The sequence below is a fragment of the Aquimarina litoralis genome (assembly GCF_019295435.1).
Lineage (GTDB): Bacteria > Bacteroidota > Bacteroidia > Flavobacteriales > Flavobacteriaceae > Aquimarina > Aquimarina litoralis_A.
In genome coordinates this window covers 63,913-88,034 of sequence record NZ_WEKL01000015.1, presented here as the reverse complement: position 1 = coordinate 88,034, position 24,122 = coordinate 63,913, and the positions used below count along the sequence as shown (strand labels likewise).

The 24,122-nt window shown below is 33.0% G+C and carries 16 protein-coding genes; 6 read left to right on the top strand and 10 right to left on the bottom strand.

Annotation, left to right across the window (positions count from 1 at the left end; all coding sequences use genetic code 11):
* Positions 1 to 135: 135 nt before the first annotated feature.
* Together GBO31_RS10185 and GBO31_RS10180 are read right to left on the bottom strand one after the other, a co-directional pair.
* Complete coding sequence (locus tag GBO31_RS10185) at positions 136 to 432, bottom strand: hypothetical protein (protein ID WP_219008228.1); 297 nt, start codon at positions 430 to 432, stop codon at positions 136 to 138.
* Positions 433 to 566: 134 nt separating this feature from the next.
* Positions 567 to 1,166 carry a hypothetical protein gene (locus tag GBO31_RS10180; protein WP_219008227.1) on the bottom strand — a complete coding sequence of 200 codons (600 nt, stop codon included), beginning with the start codon at positions 1,164 to 1,166 and terminating at the stop codon, positions 567 to 569.
* Between the two features lie 282 nt (positions 1,167 to 1,448).
* On the opposite strand from GBO31_RS10180, the gene GBO31_RS10175 reads away from it, so the two are divergent.
* A complete protein-coding gene (locus tag GBO31_RS10175) occupies positions 1,449 to 1,865 on the top strand; it encodes a hypothetical protein (protein ID WP_219008226.1) in 417 nt (138 codons plus the stop codon).
* A gap of 65 nt (positions 1,866 to 1,930) precedes the next feature.
* On the opposite strand, the gene GBO31_RS10170 is transcribed toward GBO31_RS10175, so the two are convergent.
* The 4 genes from GBO31_RS10170 to GBO31_RS10155 all read right to left on the bottom strand — a co-directional run bounded on the left by GBO31_RS10170 (position 1,931) and on the right by GBO31_RS10155 (position 8,016).
* Positions 1,931 to 2,890, bottom strand: coding sequence for an OmpA family protein (locus GBO31_RS10170; RefSeq protein WP_219008225.1), 960 nt, complete (start codon positions 2,888 to 2,890; stop codon positions 1,931 to 1,933).
* Positions 2,891 to 3,027: 137 nt separating this feature from the next.
* Positions 3,028 to 3,792 (bottom strand): exodeoxyribonuclease III, encoded by a 765-nt coding sequence (locus tag GBO31_RS10165; RefSeq protein ID WP_219008224.1) that lies wholly within the window; start codon positions 3,790 to 3,792, stop codon positions 3,028 to 3,030.
* Between the two features lie 19 nt (positions 3,793 to 3,811).
* Positions 3,812 to 7,189 (bottom strand): CHAT domain-containing protein, encoded by a 3,378-nt coding sequence (locus GBO31_RS10160; protein WP_219008223.1) that lies wholly within the window; start codon positions 7,187 to 7,189, stop codon positions 3,812 to 3,814.
* Between the two features lie 401 nt (positions 7,190 to 7,590).
* A complete protein-coding gene (locus tag GBO31_RS10155; protein ID WP_219008222.1) occupies positions 7,591 to 8,016 on the bottom strand; it encodes a cytochrome c oxidase assembly factor Coa1 family protein in 426 nt (141 codons plus the stop codon).
* Positions 8,017 to 8,174: 158 nt separating this feature from the next.
* On the opposite strand from GBO31_RS10155, the gene GBO31_RS10150 reads away from it, so the two are divergent.
* Complete coding sequence (locus tag GBO31_RS10150) at positions 8,175 to 11,591, top strand: hypothetical protein (protein ID WP_219008221.1); 3,417 nt, start codon at positions 8,175 to 8,177, stop codon at positions 11,589 to 11,591.
* 48 nt (positions 11,592 to 11,639) lie between these two features.
* Positions 11,640 to 11,999 carry a hypothetical protein gene (locus GBO31_RS10145; protein WP_219008220.1) on the top strand — a complete coding sequence of 120 codons (360 nt, stop codon included), beginning with the start codon at positions 11,640 to 11,642 and terminating at the stop codon, positions 11,997 to 11,999.
* Here GBO31_RS10145 and GBO31_RS10140 read toward each other — a convergent pair.
* Positions 11,996 to 14,980, bottom strand: coding sequence for a GEVED domain-containing protein (locus GBO31_RS10140; RefSeq protein ID WP_219008219.1), 2,985 nt, complete (start codon positions 14,978 to 14,980; stop codon positions 11,996 to 11,998). The two genes, GBO31_RS10145 and GBO31_RS10140, sit on opposite strands and share 4 nt — an antisense overlap.
* 282 nt (positions 14,981 to 15,262) lie before the next feature.
* On the opposite strand from GBO31_RS10140, the gene GBO31_RS10135 reads away from it, so the two are divergent.
* Positions 15,263 to 18,226, top strand: a complete 2,964-nt coding sequence (locus GBO31_RS10135) for a proprotein convertase P-domain-containing protein (RefSeq protein ID WP_219008218.1) — start codon at positions 15,263 to 15,265, stop codon at positions 18,224 to 18,226.
* Between the two features lie 110 nt (positions 18,227 to 18,336).
* Here the strand turns inward: GBO31_RS10135 and GBO31_RS10130 are convergent, their stop codons facing one another.
* Together GBO31_RS10130 and GBO31_RS10125 are read right to left on the bottom strand one after the other, a co-directional pair.
* A complete protein-coding gene (locus tag GBO31_RS10130) occupies positions 18,337 to 19,872 on the bottom strand; it encodes a glycine--tRNA ligase (protein WP_219008217.1) in 1,536 nt (511 codons plus the stop codon).
* Between the two features lie 140 nt (positions 19,873 to 20,012).
* On the bottom strand, positions 20,013 to 20,894 hold the full coding sequence (locus GBO31_RS10125; RefSeq protein ID WP_246615837.1) for a hypothetical protein: 882 nt from the start codon (positions 20,892 to 20,894) through the stop codon (positions 20,013 to 20,015).
* A gap of 78 nt (positions 20,895 to 20,972) precedes the next feature.
* Here GBO31_RS10125 and GBO31_RS10120 point away from each other — a divergent pair, with 78 nt between their 5' ends.
* Both GBO31_RS10120 and GBO31_RS10115 read left to right on the top strand, forming a co-directional pair.
* Positions 20,973 to 21,653, top strand: a complete 681-nt coding sequence (locus tag GBO31_RS10120) for a ComF family protein (protein ID WP_219008216.1) — start codon at positions 20,973 to 20,975, stop codon at positions 21,651 to 21,653.
* A gap of 58 nt (positions 21,654 to 21,711) precedes the next feature.
* Entirely contained in the window at positions 21,712 to 23,325 is a 1,614-nt protein-coding gene (locus GBO31_RS10115) for an Ig-like domain-containing protein (RefSeq protein ID WP_219008215.1), read from the top strand.
* On the opposite strand, the gene GBO31_RS10110 is transcribed toward GBO31_RS10115, so the two are convergent.
* A complete protein-coding gene (locus GBO31_RS10110) occupies positions 23,312 to 24,100 on the bottom strand; it encodes an amidohydrolase (RefSeq protein ID WP_219008214.1) in 789 nt (262 codons plus the stop codon). The genes GBO31_RS10115 and GBO31_RS10110 overlap by 14 nt on opposite strands.
* Positions 24,101 to 24,122 lie beyond the last annotated feature (22 nt).

Below are 24,122 nucleotides of genomic sequence, written 5' to 3'. Positions count from 1 at the left end.
TTGAGTGAGGGAAATAATAGATTGTATTATACAACTATTGACAAGAAAGTTTTAAAAAAAATAAATATAGAATTTGCTCTCAGAGCATTAAGAAAAGTTCTTAAATAAAAAAAGCGCTTATTGCGCTACATTCATTTATGACATTGGTAATATTTCTATCACTTTACCATAAACATTTTTGGTCCATCCATTGATGCGACCACGGTTATTACCAATTAGTAATCCTCGTTTTACATTTTTTCCTTTTACTAAATGTGTAAAACAGTTTCCTCTTACTTTACAAAAAACAATATCTCCTGCTTCACAGTCTTCCCAATTCACGGGTTCTAAAACAACAGGTTGTTTAGATTGTAAAATAGGTAACATAGAATTACCAGGTTCTTTGGAGACAATCGTCTCGCCATTCAATAGTTTTTGAATTTTCCAATTCATAATCATAGTTTTAAAAATTAATATTTAATTCAAAAACTATGGAGTATGGTTTTTACAAAGAACTTGTACTTTCGTACATTGCAAATATAGCTATTTTTTTAAAGATCTTTTATTATAGAGATTAGATAAGAATACTACTGATCATCTTCATCATAGTCATCTTCATCATCATAATCATCTTGTTTGTCTTCTTGTTTATCTATTTGTTTATTCGCTTTTTTTGAAACGCCACATTTTCTACGAACAATTCTCTCTGAAAGTGCTGCGGCATTTCGCGCATGACTCTCTGAAGCACGGCCATCTTTCATAATAGCGTCATATACCGATTTGTTTTCAATAAGTCCTTTTAGAATACAGGTAAAACCTGGGCTATCTTTTCCCTTATAGCGACTCTTTTTCTTAGGCTTTGTAACCAACTCATCAAACAAGCGTCTTTTTACTACTTGATCCTGCTGAACCTCTACAATAAACTTATATAACAAGTTTTCATCTTCGGGTTCCATATCATTTACCTTATCCAGCACATTGGAATACTCATCATTGGTAAAATCAAAATATTGATAGAAATCGAAATAACTACCTTGATCTTCTTCTTCTTCCTGCTCTTCACCATCTTCAGAATATTCATCACTTTGGGTTTCTTCTTCCTCATTATACTCTTCTTCTTCGCTTTCCTGACTTACTCCCGTAAATACACACAATACTAGTAGTATAAAAATGGGTGTCTTCTTCATTTGTTTCATAGTTTTAAATTGATCTGGGTATTATAAACGTCTGATACTGTTCTTTTGTTATCTGTTTTCCTGATTTTTATAGGTTTTACTATATGCATATTTAAGGATTTTATTTTTGACCTCTAAATTCATGGCACACTTTTTGGAAACTTCAAATTAAAATGGTTATTTTAAACCCTATTTTTTAAGATAACTTTAATAATAAATCTATAATTATTCCGTTTTGGAATACGTGAAATCAAATACGTAGTTTTGATACTAAATTTATAACACCCAAATATTATGAAAAAACTAATGCTACTTTTATTCTTAGTAGGCGCTGGAGTAACTACACAGGCTCAAGAAGATTGGAAACAACTTCCCGAAATTTTCGAGAGAGTATATAGTCTTGCCACAGATCTCAATGAACAAACAAATAAAGTTACAGCGCAAGGAAGTGTGATATCTATTACAACAGCAAAAGGGACTATTTCTGTTGAACAAAAATTAGATCCAAAGAAAGCAAAAGAGTTAAAGCATTATCAATATACGCTATTGACTTCTAGTGGAAAATCTATTTTGTTAGATAAGATGAATTCTGAAAGAGTAATCGAAACTTTTCAAGCAAAACTCCTTAAATTAAAAGAAGAGCTAAGAGTCAATCAAGATGCTGACGTAGAAGAAATTTTAGGAAATTTATTTGATGGAGGAGGTAAATAATCTTCAAAATCCAAACATAAAAAAAGCGCTCAACTTGAGCGCTTTTTTTATGCAGATATATCAAATTATATATCATTTAGCAGCTTAGAAATTTCATCTAACTTAGGTGTTAGAATCACTTCTATTCTTCTGTTTTTAGCTTTACCTGTTGATGTTTCATTAGAAGCAACTGGTGAGTATTCTCCTCTTCCTGCAGCAGTAAGATTTTGTGCATCTATTTGTGGATTCTTTAATAATAAATCTACAATGGCAGTGGCTCTCTTGGTAGAAAGATCCCAGTTTCCTTTTAGTTGTCCGTTACCGGTATACGGTACATTATCGGTATGCCCTTCTATCAGTACTGCGATATCTGGGTTCTCTCCAAGAACAGATCCTAATTGCTTTACGGCTTGTCTTCCTTGCGTACCTACTGCCCAACTACCCGAATCAAATAACAGTTTATTTTCCATAGAGATATACACCTTCCCGTTTCTTTCTTCAACAGTTAGTCCTTTTCCTTCAAAATTTCGAAGGGCTTTAGAAATAGCAGATTTTAATGCTTGCATCTTAGCATCTTTGGCAGCAATCAATCCTTCTAATTCATCTACACGTTTAGAACGGCTGTCTAAATCTCTTTGTAGCTTCTCTAATCGATTACGTTCTGCCGCTAAGGTTCTCTCTTTTTCTTCTAATTGTGATAATAGCTCTCTATTTCTCTTATTATTTGCATTTAGCGCAGCAGCACTATTCTTTCCTAAAGCATCATAGGAGTTTTTCAGATTTTCATAGTTCGAAGAAAGGGCATCATATTTAGTGCGTAACTCATCTCTTTCCGCTTTTGTTTTTTCGTACACTTCATTCAGCTGATCCATTGCCAGCTTATCAGCATCACTTGTTTTTTGTAACGCTTTATACTTATCCTGTAGGGTTCGATTTTCTCTTTTCAACCTTGCATACTTGCCTTCCAATTCTTTGTGAACTTTAGAAGAAACACAAGAAGTAGCAAACGTTCCGATAAAAATGATTATTAAAATTCTTTGTAACATATTTTTTGTTTTTTCTGTCAGTCTGAGCTTCCTCTATAGGCGAACAAGTCGAACACTGACAACCTCTTACTATACTAATATAACACTTCGACAAGCTTAGTGTGACAATTTAGTACGACAATTCTTAGTACTATTTTTTATACGTTTAATTCTACCATAATCGGACAATGGTCACTATGTTTAGCCTCTGATAAAATCACTGCGCGTTCTAATTTATCTCTTAAAGGTTCAGCAACCATTCCATAATCTAATCGCCAACCTTTATTATTTGCTCTGGCATTGGCTCTATAACTCCACCATGAATAATTATGAGGTTCTGAGTTAAAATGCCTAAAGGAATCTATGAATCCACTCTCCATAAAATTGCCAATCCATTCTCTTTCCACTGGTAAAAATCCCGATACATTCTTATTACGCACCGGATCATGGATATCTATTGCCTGATGACAGATATTATAATCTCCAAGAACAACCAGATTAGGATATGTTTTTTTAAGTTCATTAACATATTCCTGAAAATCTGCCATATACTTTAACTTATGATCCAATCGATCTAGATTACTCCCACTAGGTAGATACATACTCATTATGGAAACTCCATCAAAATCAGCACGTAGATTACGACCTTCATGATCCATATAGTCAATTCCAGTACCATATTCTATATGTTTCGGTTCTGTTTTAGATAAAATAGCAACACCGCTATATCCTTTTTTCTGAGCACTATACCAATAATTATAGGAATATCCTGCTTCTGCAAAAACATCCAGTTCTAGCTGTTCCTTATTTGCTTTGATTTCTTGTAAGCAGATGACATCTGGATCTGCTTGTTGTAACCATTCTATAAATCCTTTTTTTAAGGCTGCACGGATTCCATTTACGTTATACGATATTATTTTCACAAGCTCTATTTTAGGTTTATTATTGTGCTTGACTAGTTGTCAAAGCATTCTTTTTTCTGTACCAAAACAAACTTACTAAGATCAATGCTAAAACACCAAACCCAATCCACCAATATTTTGAAGTATCATTTTGCAACTCAATGACAGCAGTATCACCTAATAGGTAAAATCCTCCCCAATAATAGGGATGATTCGTTTCTTGATTGGTAGTCGTAAGGAACTGTAACTTTGCCTGCTGCAATGCTTCTGCTTTATTTTTACCGTCTTTTAAGTTTCGATAAAAATACTCCATGATTTTAGGAGTGGTTTCATCAGAAACTTCCCAGTTGGTTAACAATAAGCTTTTGGTTCCTGCATATTGAAACGCATTTCCTAAACTCATGATTCCTTCTCCTTTTGCAATTTTGCCAGTTCCTGTATTACAGGCACTCAAAACAGTTAGTTCTGCAGGAATATCTAAGGCAAATAATTCATGACTGTATAAATAATTATCCTCTACAGTGTCCTTGCTTTTTGTGAAATATAACTTAGAATTTTCTGGCCGCTCATTATCTACATCTCCATGTAAGGCAAGGTGCAAAATATTATAAGCACCTGCATGCTGTTTAAAATTCTGTTCTGTAGCCTCTGAACCATAGAAATATTGTCCATCTACAATATTTGCAATGGCACCGATTTCTTCTCGCGTTCCTGGTAGATCAGTACCTGAACCTCGTAGACTTCGTAAACGTACATTTGTGGTTGTTGTAGCATTATCTTCTCCTGAAAAGGAAAATGCCAAGCATTCTTGCAAGGTTTTGGAATCTGGTTCTTGCTCCAGTTTATCTCTAAACAATAAAGTTGCAGAATTGGCATAAGATATTGCATAATCCTTCAGTAAGTATGGCCAGTTTGTAGGATTGTTAGAAGCACTTTCTCCAGTCAATAACAAATCAAAATTAAGGTGCCAAAGGGGACCATCTGGCACAATAATCAATTGGCTACCTACCAATTCTTTTCGGATCGGAGCAATTAATGTTTCATAGAGTTCATACGAAATTTCTTTATAGGCCTCATAATCCTTGGTAATAGCACTTTGAAATTCTTTAATCTGCTCTTCTAATTTTGAAGTTGATAGTTCTTTTACAGCGATGTTACTCTTTGAAATAGTGAAAGCATAAGTAGTGCTATCGGCAGTGAAAAACTCTAATAAAGTGGTTTGATCATCCAATTTTTGTTGTACTTCAGTTACAGAAATCACTTCATTATCATATTTAAGCTGATGGTATTTGGGATAGTTTTTTTCTAAAACTTCAGTTAAAGAATCTTGCCGACGAGAAATATCGAAGAGTTTGCTTTGATGGGTAAATAATTTTGTTGAATCAATTTTTACATTTGATAATTGTTCATTAACCTTAGACTCGTAGTAGGCTTTATCAATCTTAACACTCTTTTCTAATTCAATCAAATCAGGAGATAAACCTGAAAAGCTTTTAGCATTTGAGTCTTGCAGCAAATCTTTTAAAACACTGGATCTACTTTTTTCAGAGTATTCATAAGCATTTTGTAGTAAATTCGGATCGTTATTAATTACGAATAATTGTAAAGTTGATTGTATTGCTCCTCCATACATCTTTTTTACAGCTTCGGAAACGAGCAACTTCTCTTTATAGCCAAATAAAAAGTGTCTTGTTGTAATCGCCAAAGTGTCAGCATTTTTGTAATTATCAATACTATTTTTAAGATAATTAATATCATTTTCTTTAAAATAAAGATCTCTGTATACTCCACCTTTACCAGTATACGCATACAACAATGCTTTTAAGGTATTAAAATCACTATTCTCAATTAATTTATTTAAAGATTTTTTCTTGTCAAAATCCAAAACCATATCATAATAGGACATTGCTTGTTTAAGCTGTTTTTTCTTTCGATAAGAATTTCCTATTTGACAATAAGTTCTTAAAACCCTATAATCCTTTTCATATACATTATTCTTATAAACTTTTAATGCCTTGTTTTGATAGTACAAAGCAGAATCATATTGTTTGTTTTTTAAATATAGTTCTCCAATATCAAAATAGTTTTTGCCAAGATCTAAATGGTCTTTCCCAAGGGTTTTAACCTTAATCCTTTCGGATTTTTTAAAATATGACAATGCTTGCTTCATATCTTCTTTTAAAAAACTAATTTGACCTAAGTTTAAATACGAAGTAGCAACATCTGGGTGAATTTTGCCAAATAATTTTTCTCTAATCTCATTAGATTTAATTGAATAGTGTAAGGCCTTTTCATATTGGCCTAAAGCCATATGAATAGAAGCCATATTATTGTACGTCGATGCAACATAGTAACTATCAACTTCATTAAACTTAAAAGAAATTTCTAGAGCTTTCTTAGTATAAAAAAGAGCTTTTTGGAACTTACCTTTATCTCCATATTTATAAGAAATATTACTATAATAATTCACAAGCTTCAAGTTATCCTCTCCATAGACTTGTTTGGCTATTTCTATTGCCTTTTCCAAATATTCTATTGAACCATCAAGGTCTCCTTTTTTATATAAGATTTTAGAAATATTATTATAAAAAGATGCTATACTACTATGACTATTTCCTGAAACTTGTAATTGAATAGCTAAGGCTTTTTTATAATAGGCCAACGCTTCTTCATCTTTTCCTAATCTTTCATAAATGGTTCCAATATTATTGTAGTATCTAGCTATTTGTGGGTGATCTTCTCCCAATCTCCTTTTTTCTAAAAATATTGCCTTACTCATAAATTCTATAGAAACCTCATACTTTGCTTTTATATAATAAATCCTAGCTAAATTGTTATATGAAAACGCCAGAAAAGAATTGTCTTCACTTTTATCTACATTGATAGCTTTTTTAAATTCCTCTTCTGCAGAAGTAAAATCATTCTCTGCCAAGTAAACTTGACCCAGATTATTATAGGACTCAATAATTCCTGAAGTTTTATTTTTAGAAGTAAATACACCTTTGGCAATTCTGAAATAATCTTTAGCTTTTTTCCAATTTGTTTTTTTTAAGTAGTATTGTCCAAGGTTATTACATGCTCTAGCCCTTTCTAAATTACTTACATCCAAATAATTATTAGAGATGCTTAACGCAATTTCAGCTGATTTTAATGATGCATCATATTTTGAATATTCGAAATAGCTTTTAGAAATCCCATTATAACAACCAACTACTCTCTCCCATGCTTTTGATTTTTCATAAATAGGTAGTGCTTTTTCAAAATAAACAATGGAGCTATCTAACTTTCGATCCACTAATAAAGAATCTGCCTTTTTAAAATATTGAAAGGCTTGTAATGTATCTTGTTTAACTGTATTTTGAGAAAATGCAAAATGGGTAAACAATACAAAAATGACGAGGGTTTTTAGTGGTTTCATAGGGATATGGTTTATAAAAGCATTACCAAGATACTGGAAAATTACTTTTGAGATTACTATATCTTATATTACTTGGTACCCAAGTGGAGCAAAATGTTACCTTAAATTTTTGATTTTTCACATATTAGCTGCTAATCTTTTAAAACCTCAAGAATAGATTTCTCTCTTAAGAGAGATAGTATTTCAGCTTGCTCCAAAAAGCAAAAACTAGAAATTTTTAGTATGCTTGGTTAGCATTTAAACTTTCTTAAAAACACATCTCTAGCTCCTACTTTGACTAAGCTCAACACAAGTTTCAATAAGGGAATCTTAATACTTTTGTTTTCCGTTCTACAACAAAATTCTAAAATCACAATTATAGATTCTAGCCTATGCTGGAATGACAAAACAGTTATTAATTTTCATTCTCCAAAAACTTCAATCATCTTCTTTGGCTTTTTAGTTCTTATTCTAATCATTTCATAATGCCAAGTATTATTGGATTTATTAGCAACAATATCTAATTTCCCTTTTTGTTTAGATCCCTTGATACCAACAGTCATAATAGCCTTATTCTTTTCTGTATATCGAACTTCACCTTCAAGCAACTCAAAAACCCTTATTGGCTTCAGCTCTCCTAATAACGCGATTACACGTTGATCTTCTTGTACTATTTCAAAGGCATTTCTATATACTGAAGGGTCCACTACGGCTTTTGTAAAATCTCCAATGGGTTTTCCTAGCAGCACTAATATTGTAATAAAAAAACCACTTATCAATGCTAAAAGACCTAAAACCCAACCCCTATTTTTTTGCCACCAACTCTTTTTATCTATGCTATCTATCATAAATTTTTGTTTAAATACCCACGAATTCACAAAACATACCACTATATTTAGCGTTATCGCTATTATAAAAACCTTTCCAATCAATAGTTGTTGCACAAATCATAGTAATTTAAAGGCTTGGCGTGCCTCTATTTCTGAAAAACTTTAGTTTTGTATCGATGCGCATTTTTACGGTTTTAGGTTTTTTATTATTTGTTAGCACTTATGGTGCATATGGGCAAGATATTTCTGGAAATTTCAGAAGTAAAAAAGTACCTGTTACTGATACTATTCATATAGATTCTGTAAGTATTAATTCTTTTAAGTTCAAATTACTTTCCAAAGAAGGCTCCGTTATAGACAGTACATTATACAACGTGAACTTTGAAAATGCATCTGTAATAGTATCTCCAAAAATAAAATCGCAAAATGATTCAATTACCTTACAATACTATCGATACCCTGATTTCTTGACTAAAAAGTATTTTGAATTTGATCCGTCGATTATTGTTGAAGAAAGTGGGAATTTGCAAAAACTATACAGCTTATCTGAAGCGAATAATAAAAAAGAGTTTACGCCTTTTGATGGACTCACTACCAATGGTAGTATATCTAGAGGAGTTACCGTAGGTAGTAACCAAAATACCGTTTTAAACTCTGAATTGGACTTACAAATTTCTGGAAAAATAAGTGACAATATCTCCTTAAGAGCTTCTATCCAGGATGCTAATGTACCTGTACAACAAAGTGGATATTCGCAAAATCTTGATGAATTTGACCAAGTCTTTATTGAACTCTACAGTAAAAATTGGAATGTGAGAGCTGGTGATGTACAATTACAAAACACCACTAGTTACTTTAATAGATTTACTAAAAATGTACAAGGTATTTCTATCAATGGAACTTTGAATCACCCAGAATCTAAAACAGGTTTGTTTGCTTCGGGTGCATTGGTTAGAGGTGTTTTTACCAGAAGTCAATTTACCGGACAAGAAGGAAATCAAGGTCCGTATAAATTAACAGGACCAAATGGAGAACTATTTATTCTTATTGTATCCGGTAGTGAGCGTGTATATGTAAATGGTTTATTATTAGAACGAGGAGAAAATAAAGACTATATTATTGATTACAATGCTGGCGAAGTTCGTTTTAACCCTACTTATCCCATTACATCTGATATGCGAATATCTATCGAATACCAAACTACTGAGCGGAATTACTCCAGAATTATCGTGTATGGTGGTGGGGAACATACAAGTGAGAAACTAAAAATCGGTGCCTTTGTATATTCTGAAAATGATGCAAAAAATCAACCTTTACAACAAAATTTAAGTGATCCTCAAAAAGAAATTTTATCCAACGCTGGTGACAATACTACACAAATGATTTCTCCGTCGGCTGTTCCAGACGTTTTTAGCGAAAATAAAATTCTGTATAGAAGAGATATGATCAATGGGCAAGAAGTTTTTGTGTTTTCCAATAATCCCGAGGATGAATTATTTAATGTACGATTTTCCTTAGTAGGAGATAATCAAGGAGATTATATTGTTGGTGATGTAAATACGATTAGTAGGATTTTCGAATATGTGCCTCCTATCAATGGTGTTCCACAAGGTAATTATGCTCCTATTGTACAACTTGTGGCTCCTACAAAACTTCAAACCGCTGTTGTGCAAGGGTCTTATGTTCCTACCAAGAAAACAGCTATATCCTTTGAAATTTCCGGTAGTAAAAATGACCTGAATCTATTTTCTGATATCGATGATGATGATAATGATGGTGTTGCTGGAAGACTTCAAATAAAACAGAATATCTTTTCTAGAGATAGTAGCTGGACTATGAATGCTTTTGCTAATGGAGATTATATTCAGAAAGAATTTAAAAGTATTGAACGAATTTATAACGTAGAATTTAATCGAGATTGGAACTTGAACAATCCACTTGGGGATCAACAATTTTTCACTTCTGGCTTGGAACTTATTCATCCAAAAAAAGGCTTTACGAGGTATTCTTTCCAACATCTTAATTTTTCTGAAAACTACAATGGAAATAGACATTTTCTAAGTACTGAACTAAATCTAGATAAATTAGGAGTTGCTGTATACTCCAGTTTATTAAATAGTAAAAATGAAACCCTAGATGCTAGGTTCTTTCGGCTGTATAGTACATTTACCTATAGTTTTCCTAAAAACTGGATCGGTGCTAAAATAGCTACAGAGGAGAATAAAGAAATCAACGTAAGTGACCAAACCTTTACCCTAAACACACAACGTTTTAAATCTTATGAAATATATAGCGGAGTAGGAGACAGCACCAAAATCTATGCAGAAATTGGATATAGACATCGTATTAATGATAGTGTAAGAAATAATCTATTAGACAAAATAAGCACCTCTAATACATACTTTTTAAAATCTAATCTATTAAACACAAAAAATACCCAGTTGTCATTATTTGTTAACTACAGAACTTTAGATAATGAAGATATCAATCGAGAAGATGAGCAATCATTGAATTCTAGATTACTTTACAATCAACGGTTTTTTGGCGGTAAAATCAATTGGAACACTGTATTAGAAACCAATAGTGGAACATTACCTCAACAAGAATTTACATATGTACAAGTAGATCCAGGACAAGGAACGTATACTTGGAATGATTATAACAATAATGGAGTACAAGAATTAGAAGAATTTGAAATTGCGCAATTTACGGATGAAGCTATTTATTTAAGAGTTTTATTACCCAATCAGGTTTTCGTTAAAACCCATCAAAATAGACTTAGTCAAATTATTACGCTAAATCCTCTTTCATGGTCAGGATCAGAAAATAAAACGAAAAAATTACTGTCACATTTTTACAATCAAACTTCCTATATCGTAGACCGTAAAAATCTACGTGATAACAGTTCTTTTGATATCAATCCGTTTCGTAGCAATGAAAACGAATTAGCCCTCAACTTGAGTTTTAGGAACACCTTATTCTTTAATAGAGGAAAACAGCACTACACTACTTCTTATACATTTCTTTCCACAAAAAACACCAACTTACAAGTAACCGGACTTCAGGAAAATAGTGTAGATAGTCATCAATTAACATTTGCTCACAAAATGGCAAAAACATGGCTTTTTGACTTAAAGAACGAGCTCATTACTACAGAAAGTATTTCTGAAAACTTTAGCAATAGAAATTACATCTTAGAAGGGTATAAGATCGAACCCAAACTTTCTTATTTACTTTCATCTCAAACACAGYTTAGCGTATTTTATTTATTAAATGATCAAGAAAACACCTCTGGAGAAGAAATATTAACTCAACAAAAATTAGGGGTTTCTTTTATGTACGCCAACAAACAACAGGTATCTATTACAGGTGAATTTAATTATTTTAAAAATGATTTTACAGGAAATGCTTTTTCGCCTGTTGGATATCAACTACTCAGTGGTTTACAGCCTGGCGATAATTATACTTGGTCTCTTTTGGTGCAAAAAAAATTAACAAAATACTTAGATCTTAACGTATCTTATTTAGGAAGAAATAGTGAAAACAACAGTACAATTCATACAGGAAGTATTCAACTTAGAGCGTATTTCTAATATTTTTCTCATCTTTACAAACACAAATCTCTTAATTCTTCAATTACAATGAAAAATACCTTCAAAATTTGTTTATTCTTACTAATTCTCTCATTTCATAGTTGTAGTTCTACAAAAACGGCTGATGGAAATGACGGAAAAGAAAGTGCTCAAAATGTAGCTGCAACGGATATGACACAAAAAGGGTTTAAAAAAGCTACTTTATCTACTTCTAAATCTAAAGACTGTCCATATATTTTAAGTGTAGATGATTCTAAAGAACAGCTAGATCCTATCAATATTTTGGATTTCTTTGAAAATGAAGTTCCTGAAAAAGTATGGGTAAAATACGGTAACTTAAGAATGCGAAACAGATGCGTAGAAGCCAGACCTGTAACTATCATAGAAATTAGTAAAAGAGCTGATTAATTAACCGAAAATTTTGCAGATTTTCCTGTCTTACCACTTCCTAATCTAACAAAATAGATTCCGGTACTGGCAAAAGACATATCCAGTAAATATGTAAATCTGCTATTGGCATCTTTCTCAACCAAATTGGAAACTATCGTTTTTCCAGTAATGCTATATATATTCAATCTAAGAATATCATCAGCATTACTATCACTCATAGTAATTAAAAATTGGTTATTTGGTTGACTAAAAACCGTAAGGTCTGAATTTGGGTTTGTGTTTTCACCAATTTCTACCGTATAATCATGTGTAGTTCCAAATTGCATAGAGCCACAAGGATCATTAAGATCTGCACCATTGTTAGTATTCGTATCTCCTGCTCTCACTCGTAATATACGTGTCCCTAAAGGAGCATCACTTGGTAATGTAAAAAGAAATGTCTGGTCCACATTTTCTTGAGATATAACTTCATTTCTTATAATCAATTCTTCATCTTCAAAAATGGCATCATCATCGAGATCAATCCATAAAGAAAGTTGTTCTGCGTCACCTTCTGCAAAACCGGCTTGAACTGTCAATGAATACACTCCAAGAGATCGATCTAGATTAATAATCATAGATGTAAAATCCTCATAACCATTTCCGCATGTGATATTTTTATTTGAAATATTAGAAAGTTCAAAAGAAGATAATCCGTCTCCAAATCTACCACAATCTGATGTAGGAGCACAAAGTTGATGAATAACTACTCTTGAAATTACATCATTGGTAGTATCCTGATCCGTAGTTAAAGTAGTACCTATTTCAAAATCGTATCTTCCAAACTCAGATAAATCTGCAGTAGCAGTAAAGGTATACTCTACAGACGCTCCAACTGGTATAGATCCGGCAAAAGTTTCAGTAATAACATCACCACCATTAATAGCATAAAATACTGGGATATTAGATTGTGTTGAACCTCCATAATTTCTTATAAGAACCGTGATCTCTTCAGCAGACGAAATTCCACCACCTGATATTGGGGATACTAAACTAATAATCCCTACATCATTTAGAAATAGGTTATTTGCTTCTCTATTTGCACAATTATTTTCTGGTGTTGCATCTCCAGTCAAATTCGTTTCTGCTTCGATTAGTAAGATATTACCAGCAGTTAAATCAGCAGTGGTATTAAATGTAAAAGAAGCTGTTTGTCCAGCAGCGATAGTTCCTGTAAAAATTTCATTTACTGCAGAACCCCCATTAATGGAATAACTAACAGGTATATTACTTTGTGCTGTATTTCCAAAATTTTTAATGGTTACAGTAATACTCTCCGAAGTCGTAAAAGTAGCATCTTCTGGCTCATCAATACGTATCACTCCTACATCGTTAGCAACATTATCTGCAATTTTAAATACTCCAACAATATTTCTAGCATTATTACCTGAATTCTCAAAATATTCTGCGATATGCCAGAAGGTTTGATCATCCCTTGGATCTACGGTAATTTGAGCATAATCTCCATAACGATTTCGTGTGGTTCGATCCACATCTGTTCCTATTGCGATTGTTTGTTCAGCAAAAGTCATGGTTCCCAGAGGATCATCCGCCAATCTTCCGGTATATCTGATTGATGCAAAACTATCTTGATTAGCTCCATCAGCTACCGTACCCATCGTTGTATATCCCATTCCGATATTTCCAAAAATATCCATTACCATACTTCCACACCAAGCACTTTTACCATCTGGAGAAGTATACGTTCCTTCTTGAAAAACAGACCAAGGTTGACCATCACCATTTTGCCGAAGCTCATACCATCTAATAGCAGAAACATTATCAGAATCCTGACGATCATCAATATCAACCGGAAAATTAAGTACTACAGAGTTATAGTCACAAAACCTCCTGTAATTAGTAGCGTACATTACAGTTCCTTGTAAAACGTCTATATCTTGACCATCAGTTCCAGGTTGTGGTAAATTTGCAAAAGAACCTCCATCAAAAGTGGAGTCAAAAGGAGTAATATTTCCGTTACTTACTGTAAGTTCTTCAGCTTCAGTAATAGTTGATTCTTGAGGATTAATCCAATCTACACTAATAGTCCATAGTTTCAATGCATCTTCATTTACTCCTTCCCAAGCATCATCCTGAAAATAAATAATTCTAGCATCTCCTTCTGGTGGTAAAGTATTACCAATAGCATTAAAAGAAGCTGGGCTATAAAAGCCACCTATTCTAGCTCCCGGCAAAGGAAATCCTATCATTTGAACTGTTTCTACTCCATCAAGCATTTGTTCTCTATCAATTACAAATACAACATCACTTGTTTGTTGTTGTCCTTGATCCTTGTTTGCAGTAACATAATAACCATCAGACCAGATTGAAAATTTAGTGTAGTCAGGAAAACTTCCTGTATTAAAACGATACGTAAACCAACCATCATTTACTGGATCAGAACCTCTACATACCGCAACCAAAAAACCATTTGGAGTATCACTGAATTGTGTAATCACAAATCGATCTGCAAAACTATCATAAAACACAATTGGATCTCCAAGTGTTTCACCAGGAAAAATATTAGCTAATGAGCTAGAGGGCACCAATACATTTCCATTTCTATCATGAATTGCAAAAGCAGAATTTTTGGCACTCACATAATGATTCGGACCAATTGCACCTGACGGATCTGAAGGAGAAACTGTACTGGAATTAGTCTCAAATATTAATGAAGGGGCTTTACCATTTCTATAGTTAGCCATATTTCTCTGTTTAGAAACCAAGGCATCTTGCCGCTTTGGCAGACCTTTTCCGGGCACTACTTTGTTAGCATCTGTTCTTTTGGGGTTTACTTCTCCTTCTCTAGGTTCTTCAGGAATTAATTTTTTACCTATTAAGGAACCAACCTCTTTCATGTAACTTGAAGAAGTAACTAAGGTAGCCTTACTAGTTTTTTTATTTTGAGAAAAACTTGCTACACAAAAAAACATAAAAGAAAAGAAAACAATCCTTTTCATAGCTTATTAAAGAGAGTTTGAATCGAGAAATATCTTAATTTTTACAGCAAAATACAACTAATCCAACAAAATTTGGGATATATCGCATTAAGTAATTATCATTACAACGAATAAACAGTCAAAAATATTCTTACAAAATCAACTTAAGTTTTTGAAAAACCCATTAAGTATTCTTCAAAATAATCAACAACAATCATCTTTTTTACAAAAACACAAAGTTAAATGTAGGGATATTAACACTAAGTATGTTTATTATATAACAAATCAAACAAAATAAAGATCATGTTTAAAAATTCACTTTTATTAATCCCATTACTATTATTTATTAGTTTGGGAACTTTTGCACAAACAAAACCCGGTGCAAAACCTAACTCTTACTCCAAGTCTACCTCGATGAGAGTAGCACCTCCAATTAGTTCTAAAAAAACACTTATACCACCTAAAAACTCAGATGAAGAAATTCGAGATGGGCGGTATTCTAAAGACAATAGACGCTCTAAAGGTAAATTGATTATTGGTAAAGGATCAACTGGAGATGACATTTTAGCAAAAGCGCAAAATTCATATTCACAACGTATTCCTGGATTAGATCCGGAGCTCGTTTTTGATACAACCGAAAAAAATAGTCAACCTACTGATCCTTCGTTAGCAATTGGTCCGGATCACGTTCTTGCAGTATTTAATACAGGATGGAGAATTTTCGATAAAACTGGGAATCCTCTTACTGCTGAAATTTCACCAAACAATATTTTTTCTCCTAATAGTTGCTGTGATCTTACCATATCATATGATAATGCTGCTGATAGATGGGTAATGTCTATATTATATTCAACTGATGGTCATGTCGAAGTTGCAGTAACCCAAGGACCTGACCCAATTAATGATGCTTGGTCTGTATATTCTTTTGATAATATTCAGGATTACCAAAAAGTATCTGTATGGTCAGATGGGTATTATATGACTGCCAATGTAAACTCAGGAAGTGCAGCTACATCTGATGCTGTTTTTGCATTAGAAAGAGACGCAATGTTAGCTGGGGCAGCTAGTGCTCAGATCATTGCTTTTCCTTTACCAGGAATCGCCACAGATGGTTTTTATGCTCCACAAGCGTTTAATGTTAGTAATGACAACTTACCTGCTACAGGAAATGCTCCAATAGTATATATGCAAGATGATGCCTTTAGTGGTATTACTGAAGACCATATCAAAATATGGACAATTAATGTAGATTTTACAACACCTGCTAACTCTACAATTTCTCAACCTACTGAGTTAGCAACTACTCCTTTTATTGGAGCGTTTGATGGAGGTTCTTTTGCAAATCTTACACAACCAGGAGGTCAGGATATCGATGCTTTACAAAATACTATTATGAACCAAGCACAATTCCGAAAATTTCCTACTCATAACTCAGCCTTATTTAATTTTGTAGTTGATACTGATGGTGGAGCTGGAGAAATAGCTGGAGTACGTTGGTATGAATTACGTCAATCAGGTGATGGACAGCCATGGACAATCTACCAAGAAGGAACGTATACTTCTCCAGATGGAAAAAATGCCTGGAATGCAAGTTTAATTATGGACGACAATGGAAATATAGGAATGGGGTACACCGGTATGGGTGGTACTACTGATACTTTTGTAAGTTCATATTATACAGGAAGATTTGCTGATGATCCATTAGGAACTATGACAATAGATGAAACTTTAATTGCAGCTGGTGGAGGAAATATACCAGGTTCTGAAAGATATGGAGATTATAGTAAAATAGATATTGATCCTTCCAACGGAGAAAAATTCTGGTTTGTAAACGAATATGTAAATGCTGCTGGTAATAGAGCAAATGTTGCAGGTGTATTTCAAATTGCTCCAAGCAACACTAATGATGTTGGTGTAATTTCAATTAATCTTCCTGCAGAAGCAACTTTCACAAACGCTGAAGATATCACGATTGATATTCGTAATTTCGGAAGCGCTCCTGCTTCTAATTTTGAAGTTAGCTATCAAGTAGATGGTGGAGCTACAGTAACAGAAACATTTACTGGCACTATCGAATCTGCAAGCATTGCTACTTATACGTTTACGCAAACAGCAGATCTATCTGTAGAAGGTCAAACATACACTATCACAGCGTCTACAAACTTAACAAATGATGAACTAGACACCAATGATCAGACTTCTATTATGGTTACTCATTTAGCTCCAAATGATATAGGAGCTGTAGCATTAACTTCTCCAGTTTCTAGCGATGGATTAGGAAATGAAACGATTACGATAACAATTGAAAATTTTGGTACTCAAGAGCAGTCAAACTTTGACGTTTCTTATAGTGTAAATGGAAACCCTGCAGTGACCGAAACAGTAACTGGACCACTTGCTGCAGATAGTACTTTGGATTATACATTTACACAGACTGCAGACTTATCACAATTAGGCTCTTATGAAATTGTGGTAACGACACTATTATCTGGAGATGCAAATGCTAGTAACAATAGTTTTACCGCTACAGTAGAAAATCTTACATGTAATACTGCTGAAAACACAACTCCTGTAACAATTAGTGCTAGCGGTACTCCAACCATAACTTCTGAGATAGAAATCACAGATAGTGTTATCATTTTAGATTTGAACGTATCAGTTAATATAGAACATACTTGGAATGAAGATTTGACTATTACGTTAACAGCGCCAGATAACACCACTTCTGTTGAATTGACAAGTGGTAATGGAGGAAATAGTGATAATTATATAAATACTATGTTTGATGATGAAGCTGCTAATCCTATTACCGGAGGAACAGGACCTTTTACAGGAACTTTCCAACCAGAAGGAAGTTTAGCAGATTTTAATGGATTATCCTCTGCAGGAACTTGGACACTTACTGTTTCAGATGGAGCGAACCAAGATGGTGGTCAATTATTAAATTGGAATATTGAATTCTGTGAAGTTGAAGAGGTTACATTAGGTGTTGATGAAAATCTTGATCCAAATAACCCTCTACAAATTATTTACAAGGAAAATAATCAATTCGAAATTAGATTTGAATCTGAAGCTGTTACTGATCAATTAGATATGGATATTTTCAATCTTAGTGGTCAAAGACTATTAAACTATAGATTAGACAAAATAAATAATGTAGGTTATGTATATGATCTTGATATGTCTTACGCTTCTGCTGGGATATATTTAGTTCGAATCAAAGACAAACAAAATAAATCTAAAATCAAAAGATTCGTTGTTCGATAAACGATAATATGATATCATAAAAAAAGAGGTCTAAAAATTTAGACCTCTTTTTATTTTATATGATTTAAGATATAATCTTTTATCCCAAATCCTAGTAAGAATTAAAAATTCTATTTCAACCAGTTTTCTGCATCTACTTTATCAGAAATAATTGATTTTAATTCTGAAATTGGAACACGTTTTTGTTCCATAGTATCTCTATCTCTTATAGTAACAGATTGATCGTTTAATGTATCATGATCTACTGTAATACATATTGGCGTACCTGCAGCATCTTGTCTTCTATATCGTCTTCCTATAGCATCTTTTTCATCATATGCCACATTAAACTTCCATTTTAGATCTTCTACAATTTTTTCTGCTACTTCCGGCAAACCATCCTTTTTAACTAATGGTAAAATTGCAGCTTTTACAGGTGCTACTACTGCAGGAAGTTTTAGTACAACTCTACTAGATCCATCTTCTAATACCTCATCTTGCAAAGCCGTAGAAAATACTGCTAGGAACATTCTGTCTAATCCAACAGAAGTTTCTACCACATAAGGAACATAACTTTCTTTTAATTCAGGATCAAAGAATTGTAATTTTTTACCTGAATATTCTTCATGCGCTTTAAGGTCAAAATCGGTTCTGGAATGTATCCCTTCTAATTCTTTAAATCCAAAAGGAAAGTTGAATTCTATATCAGCAGCAGCATTGGCATAATGCGCTAATTTATCATGATCATGAAAACGATAGTTTTCTTTTCCTAATCCTAAAGACAAATGCCAATTTAAGCGTGTTTCTTTCCAGTATTCATACCATTTCATTTCCTCTCCTGGTCGAACGAAAAACTGCATTTCCATTTGTTCAAACTCTCGCATCCTGAAAATAAATTGTCTGGCAACGATTTCATTTCTAAATGCCTTTCCTGTTTGTGCAATACCGAAAGGAATTTTCATCCTTCCTGTTTTCTGGACATTTAAGAAGTTTACAAAGATTCCCTGAGCCGTTTCAGGCCTTAAAAATAAATCAGTAGCTGACTCAGCAGAAGCTCCTAGTTTGGTTCCGAACATTAAATTAAACTGTCTAACATCTGTCCAGTTTTTGGATCCAGTTTCTGGATCGGCAATACCAAGTTCTTCAATCAACGCTTTTACATCCGCTAAATCTTCATTTTCTAATGATTTAGCCATACGCTGTAATACCCTTTGTTGTTCTGAAAGGTATTTAACAACTCTTGGATTCGTTGTTACAAATTGCTCTTCATCAAAAGCGTCTCCAAAACGTTTTTTAGCTTTAGCGATTTCTTTTTGAGCTTTTTGGTATTGCTTTTCTGCATAATCTTCCAACAATACGTCAGCTCTATATCTTTTTTTCGAGTCTTTATTGTCTATTAATGGATCATTAAATGCATCCACATGACCAGAGGCTTTCCAAGTGGTAGGATGCATAAATATTGCAGCGTCTAAACCAACAATATTCTGATGCATATACACCATACTTTTCCACCAATATTCTCTAATATTTTTCTTCAGCTCAGCTCCATTTTGTCCGTAATCATATACAGCACTCAATCCATCATAGATTTCACTAGAACCAAAAATATACCCATACTCTTTGGCGTGGGCAATAACCTTCTTAAATTTATCTTCTTGATTTGCCATGGCGCAAAAATAGTCGAATTTACAACAATTGAAAACGAATTTATCCAATTAATGTTTAAGCAAAGTAATTTCTGACAAAAACATAAAAAAACCACCATATTCCTAGAAATACGGTGGTTACAATATTATTGTAAACTATATTATTTTAATTCAAATTGCGTGTTAGAAATCATTCTTGGGCCAGAGAATAAATTCACTACATAATTTCCTTTCATTAACTCTCCTTCTTCAGCGTCTACTAATACACAAACATCTAAAGCATCATTTTCATAAAATACTTTATTACGACCGCTATAAGTTAGCACTGCATCGTCAAAGTTAACTGAAATTTTATCTCCAATAAGATTGTTTTCTGGGTTAATAACCTGAACAAACAATTCTTTGTCTCCTTTTTCTGTTAATTTATTAGGTGATAGTGTAAAACATACTCTTACTTTTTCTGCTCTACTAGATCTAGACGTTGTAGTAATTTTACCACTATTACGAACTCTTACACCTTCTGCTTTAATACCTGAAGCCTGTAGTGCCGATCCTCTTTCTACGATTTCAGCAAGCTTACTATTTTGAGTGGCAAGAGAATCTGAAAATACTATTCTTTCTGATAATGCCGTAGACGTACTATCTAAATCTGTTGCTAGCTGAGCATTAGCAGTTGTTAAACTATCCGCAAGTTTAAATAATCTTTCACGTTCTTTTTTCAGCTTGCTAACTTCTCTTCTGTATCGAGCTATTAATGCAACGTTAGCTTCATAATCTTTTAAACTATCTAACAGAACAACAACACGTTGTTTTTCTTTTAATAAATGATCATCCATTACCTCATTAAGAGCAATTGCATTATCATATTTTGTTATTAATTCTCCTAATTCGCTTTCAATTAAATCTTTTTCTTGTTGCAAAATTGCTTTTTCTCTCTTTTCTTCGTTGTAAAACTTATACGTAAAGATCCCCAGAATTAATAGAAGAGCTCCCAGAACACCGATTAGTATCTTAAGGGTCAGGTTATTGTTTTGAGTTGTCATAATAAATTTCTAATTTTTGATGGTTACGTTATATAGTAAATTTAGTTAAATATAATAATTAATGTTAATTCACCTAATATGTTAAGCGACTTGGCTTATTTATTTTACCCTATATATTGTGCTGCTTGTGACAGTCCATTATACAAAAACGAAAAGATCTTTTGCACCTCTTGCAGACACGAGCTTCCGTTGGGTAATTTTCATAAGGTTAACGCTAAAAAGATCGAAAAAGTATTTTATGGGCGTGCCAAAATAGAAAATGCGACCTCATTACTAGTATTCGAAAAGGACAGTTTAGTCCAAAATCTCATTCATAATTTGAAGTATAGAGGGCAACAAGAAATAGGAAAAGAATTAGGCATTTGGCTAGGGCATGAACTTACGCAATCTGATGCATATCAGAACATTGACATCATAATACCTGTACCTCTTCATCCTAAAAGACTAAAAGAAAGAGGTTATAATCAGGTCGCTAAATTTGGACAAGAAATTGCTAAGCAATTACAAGCGGATTACATTGATTTTGTTTTGAAAAAAAATTCTTACAACGAAAAACAATCCAAAAAAAACCGTTTATCTCGTTGGTCAAACACTTCTGAAACATTTGGAATCCAAAATGAGTCTATATTAATAAACAAACATATATTACTTGTAGATGATATCGTAACTACTGGAGCAACTTTAGAAGCTTGCATCCAGGTTTTGAAATCCATACCTAGTATTAAAATTAGTATTGCCACCATGGCGATCACTCAATAGATTTTTTGTTTGYTATAAATAGTCGTTTCTTTGTGTCTTTAAAAATCGTAATGGAGCTATGTATAAAAGATTCTATACAGTATTATTTACTGTTTCTTCTTTATTATTAATCGTTGGTTGTGCAAAAAAAGGTACCATAACTGGTGGTGAAAAAGATGAAACTCCTCCAAAATTTGTAAAAGCTACTCCACCTAATTATTCGACTAATTTTAATCGGAATGAAATTCGAATCTATTTTGATGAGTATATCAAATTAGAAGATGCTCAAAAGCAGATTATCATATCTCCTCCTATGGATCCTAAACCTGAAATCACTCCTTTAGGATCGGCTAATAAATATGTGAAAATTAAATTCCTAGATACGTTGTTAGAAAATACTACCTATAGTATAAATTTTGGCCAAAGTATTGTGGATAATAATGAAGGTAATCCAAATCCTTTTTTCAGATATGTTTTTTCCACTGGAGATTCTTTGGATTCTTTGCAAATACAAGGTACTGTAACTGATGCTTTAGAAAAAAAACCAGACTCTTTTATCAGTGTTGCTTTATACGAAGTAGATGAGAATTATTCAGATTCATTAGTCTTTAATGAAGTTCCCAGATATGTAACCAGTACTTTAGATAGTATTAATTTTAACCTAGATAATCTTAAAGAAGGAAAATACAAGCTCATTGCTTTAAAAGATGCTTCTTCTAATTACACCTATCAACCCAAACAAGATAAAATTGGATTTTACGAAGAGATAGTAACATTACCAGAAGATACAGCAAAAGCATTTACTATCAATTTATTCAAGGAAATTTTAGATTTTAAAGCATTAAAACCCAAACAACTTTCAAAAAACTCTTATGTTTTTGGATATGAAGGCGAATTTGATGCTATGGAAATTAATTTGCTTAGTAAAACTCCAGAAAATTTTGAAACTAGAATATTTCCAGAGCGAGAAAAAGACACTTTAAATTATTGGTTTAGACCTTTTTTTGAAGCAGATTCTTTAATTTTTGAGGTAACGAATAGCAAAAACTTTCGGGATACGCTAGTAGCCAGATTCAAAGATCAATACAAAGACTCTATTAAATTAACTAGCAATGTTACAGGAAGTTTAGCTTTTAATAAGGATTTTACGCTCTATTCTAATACTCCATTAGAAAAGATTGATGAAAAATTAATCAAATTAATTGATAAAGATACCCTAGACGTGCCTTTTTCTGTTGCATTAGACAAAGTTCAAAATCAGGCTAAATTCACCTTTGAAAGAACGGAAAGTAATAATTACAAACTAGAGTTATTACCTGAGGCCATTACGGACTTTGTTGGAAATGTAAACGATAGTATTACTATCAACTTTAGAACAACAAAGTTAGCAGACTACGGAACCATCTTTTTTACGCTAGAAAATGTAAAACAATATCCTGTAATCATCCAGGCTACAGACGACAGAGGGAATTTTATTGATGAAAAGATTATCACAAAAGAAGAAACCGCAGTTTTTGACAATCTTGATCCTGGAAAATATAATTTACGTGTCATTCTTGATAATAACGGAAATGGAAAATGGGATACCGGTAATTTCTTGAAAGGAATTCAACCAGAAAAAGTAATCTATTATCCCGAAGTATTAGAAGTAAGAGCTAACTGGGAACTAAAGCAGACTTTTATTTTGGAATAATCCTAAAAGGATCTGCATCCTGTAAGAAAGGTAGTTTTTCACGAGTCTTTTCGATATGTTCTTTATCCAAGGTTGCATATAAAACAGCTTCTCTTTCTATAGGATTTTCTTCTATAACAGTATTACCTAGCACATCATAAACAGCTGAGTGACCGTTATATTCGTATCCCTTACCATCCAAACCAACTCGATTAACACCTATACAATAGGACATGTTTTCAATAGCTCTGGCTTGTAAAAGCGTATCCCAAGCATTTATGCGAGGTTTCGGCCAACTAGCCACATATAGCAATACATCATAATCAATAGTATTTCTTGCCCAAACGGGAAATCTAAGATCATAACAGATCTGAGGTTTGATCTTCCAACCCTTATAGATAATTAACACTTCTTCATCGCCAGCAGTAAAAACTTCTTGTTCCTTAGCTAATGTAAATAATTGATGTTTATCATATTTCTGGATAGTTCCATCTGGTCTTACAAACAAAAAACGATTGTAATAATTCCCTTGATCTTGTATAATAACGCTTCCAGCAATCGCACAATTCTTTTCATTAGATAATTTCAGAAGCCATTGTACTGTTTCTCCATCCATCGTTTCCGATACTTCAACGGCATTCATCGTAAAACCCGTAGTAAACATTTCTGGCAAAATGATGATGTCTATCTCTGATGAAATACCATTAATTTTTTGCTCGAAAGCAGCTCTATTTTGAATAGGATTTTCCCAAGCTAAATGAGATTGAATTAATGCAATTTGTAAAGTAGTACTCATAAACTAAAGATGAATTAAATTT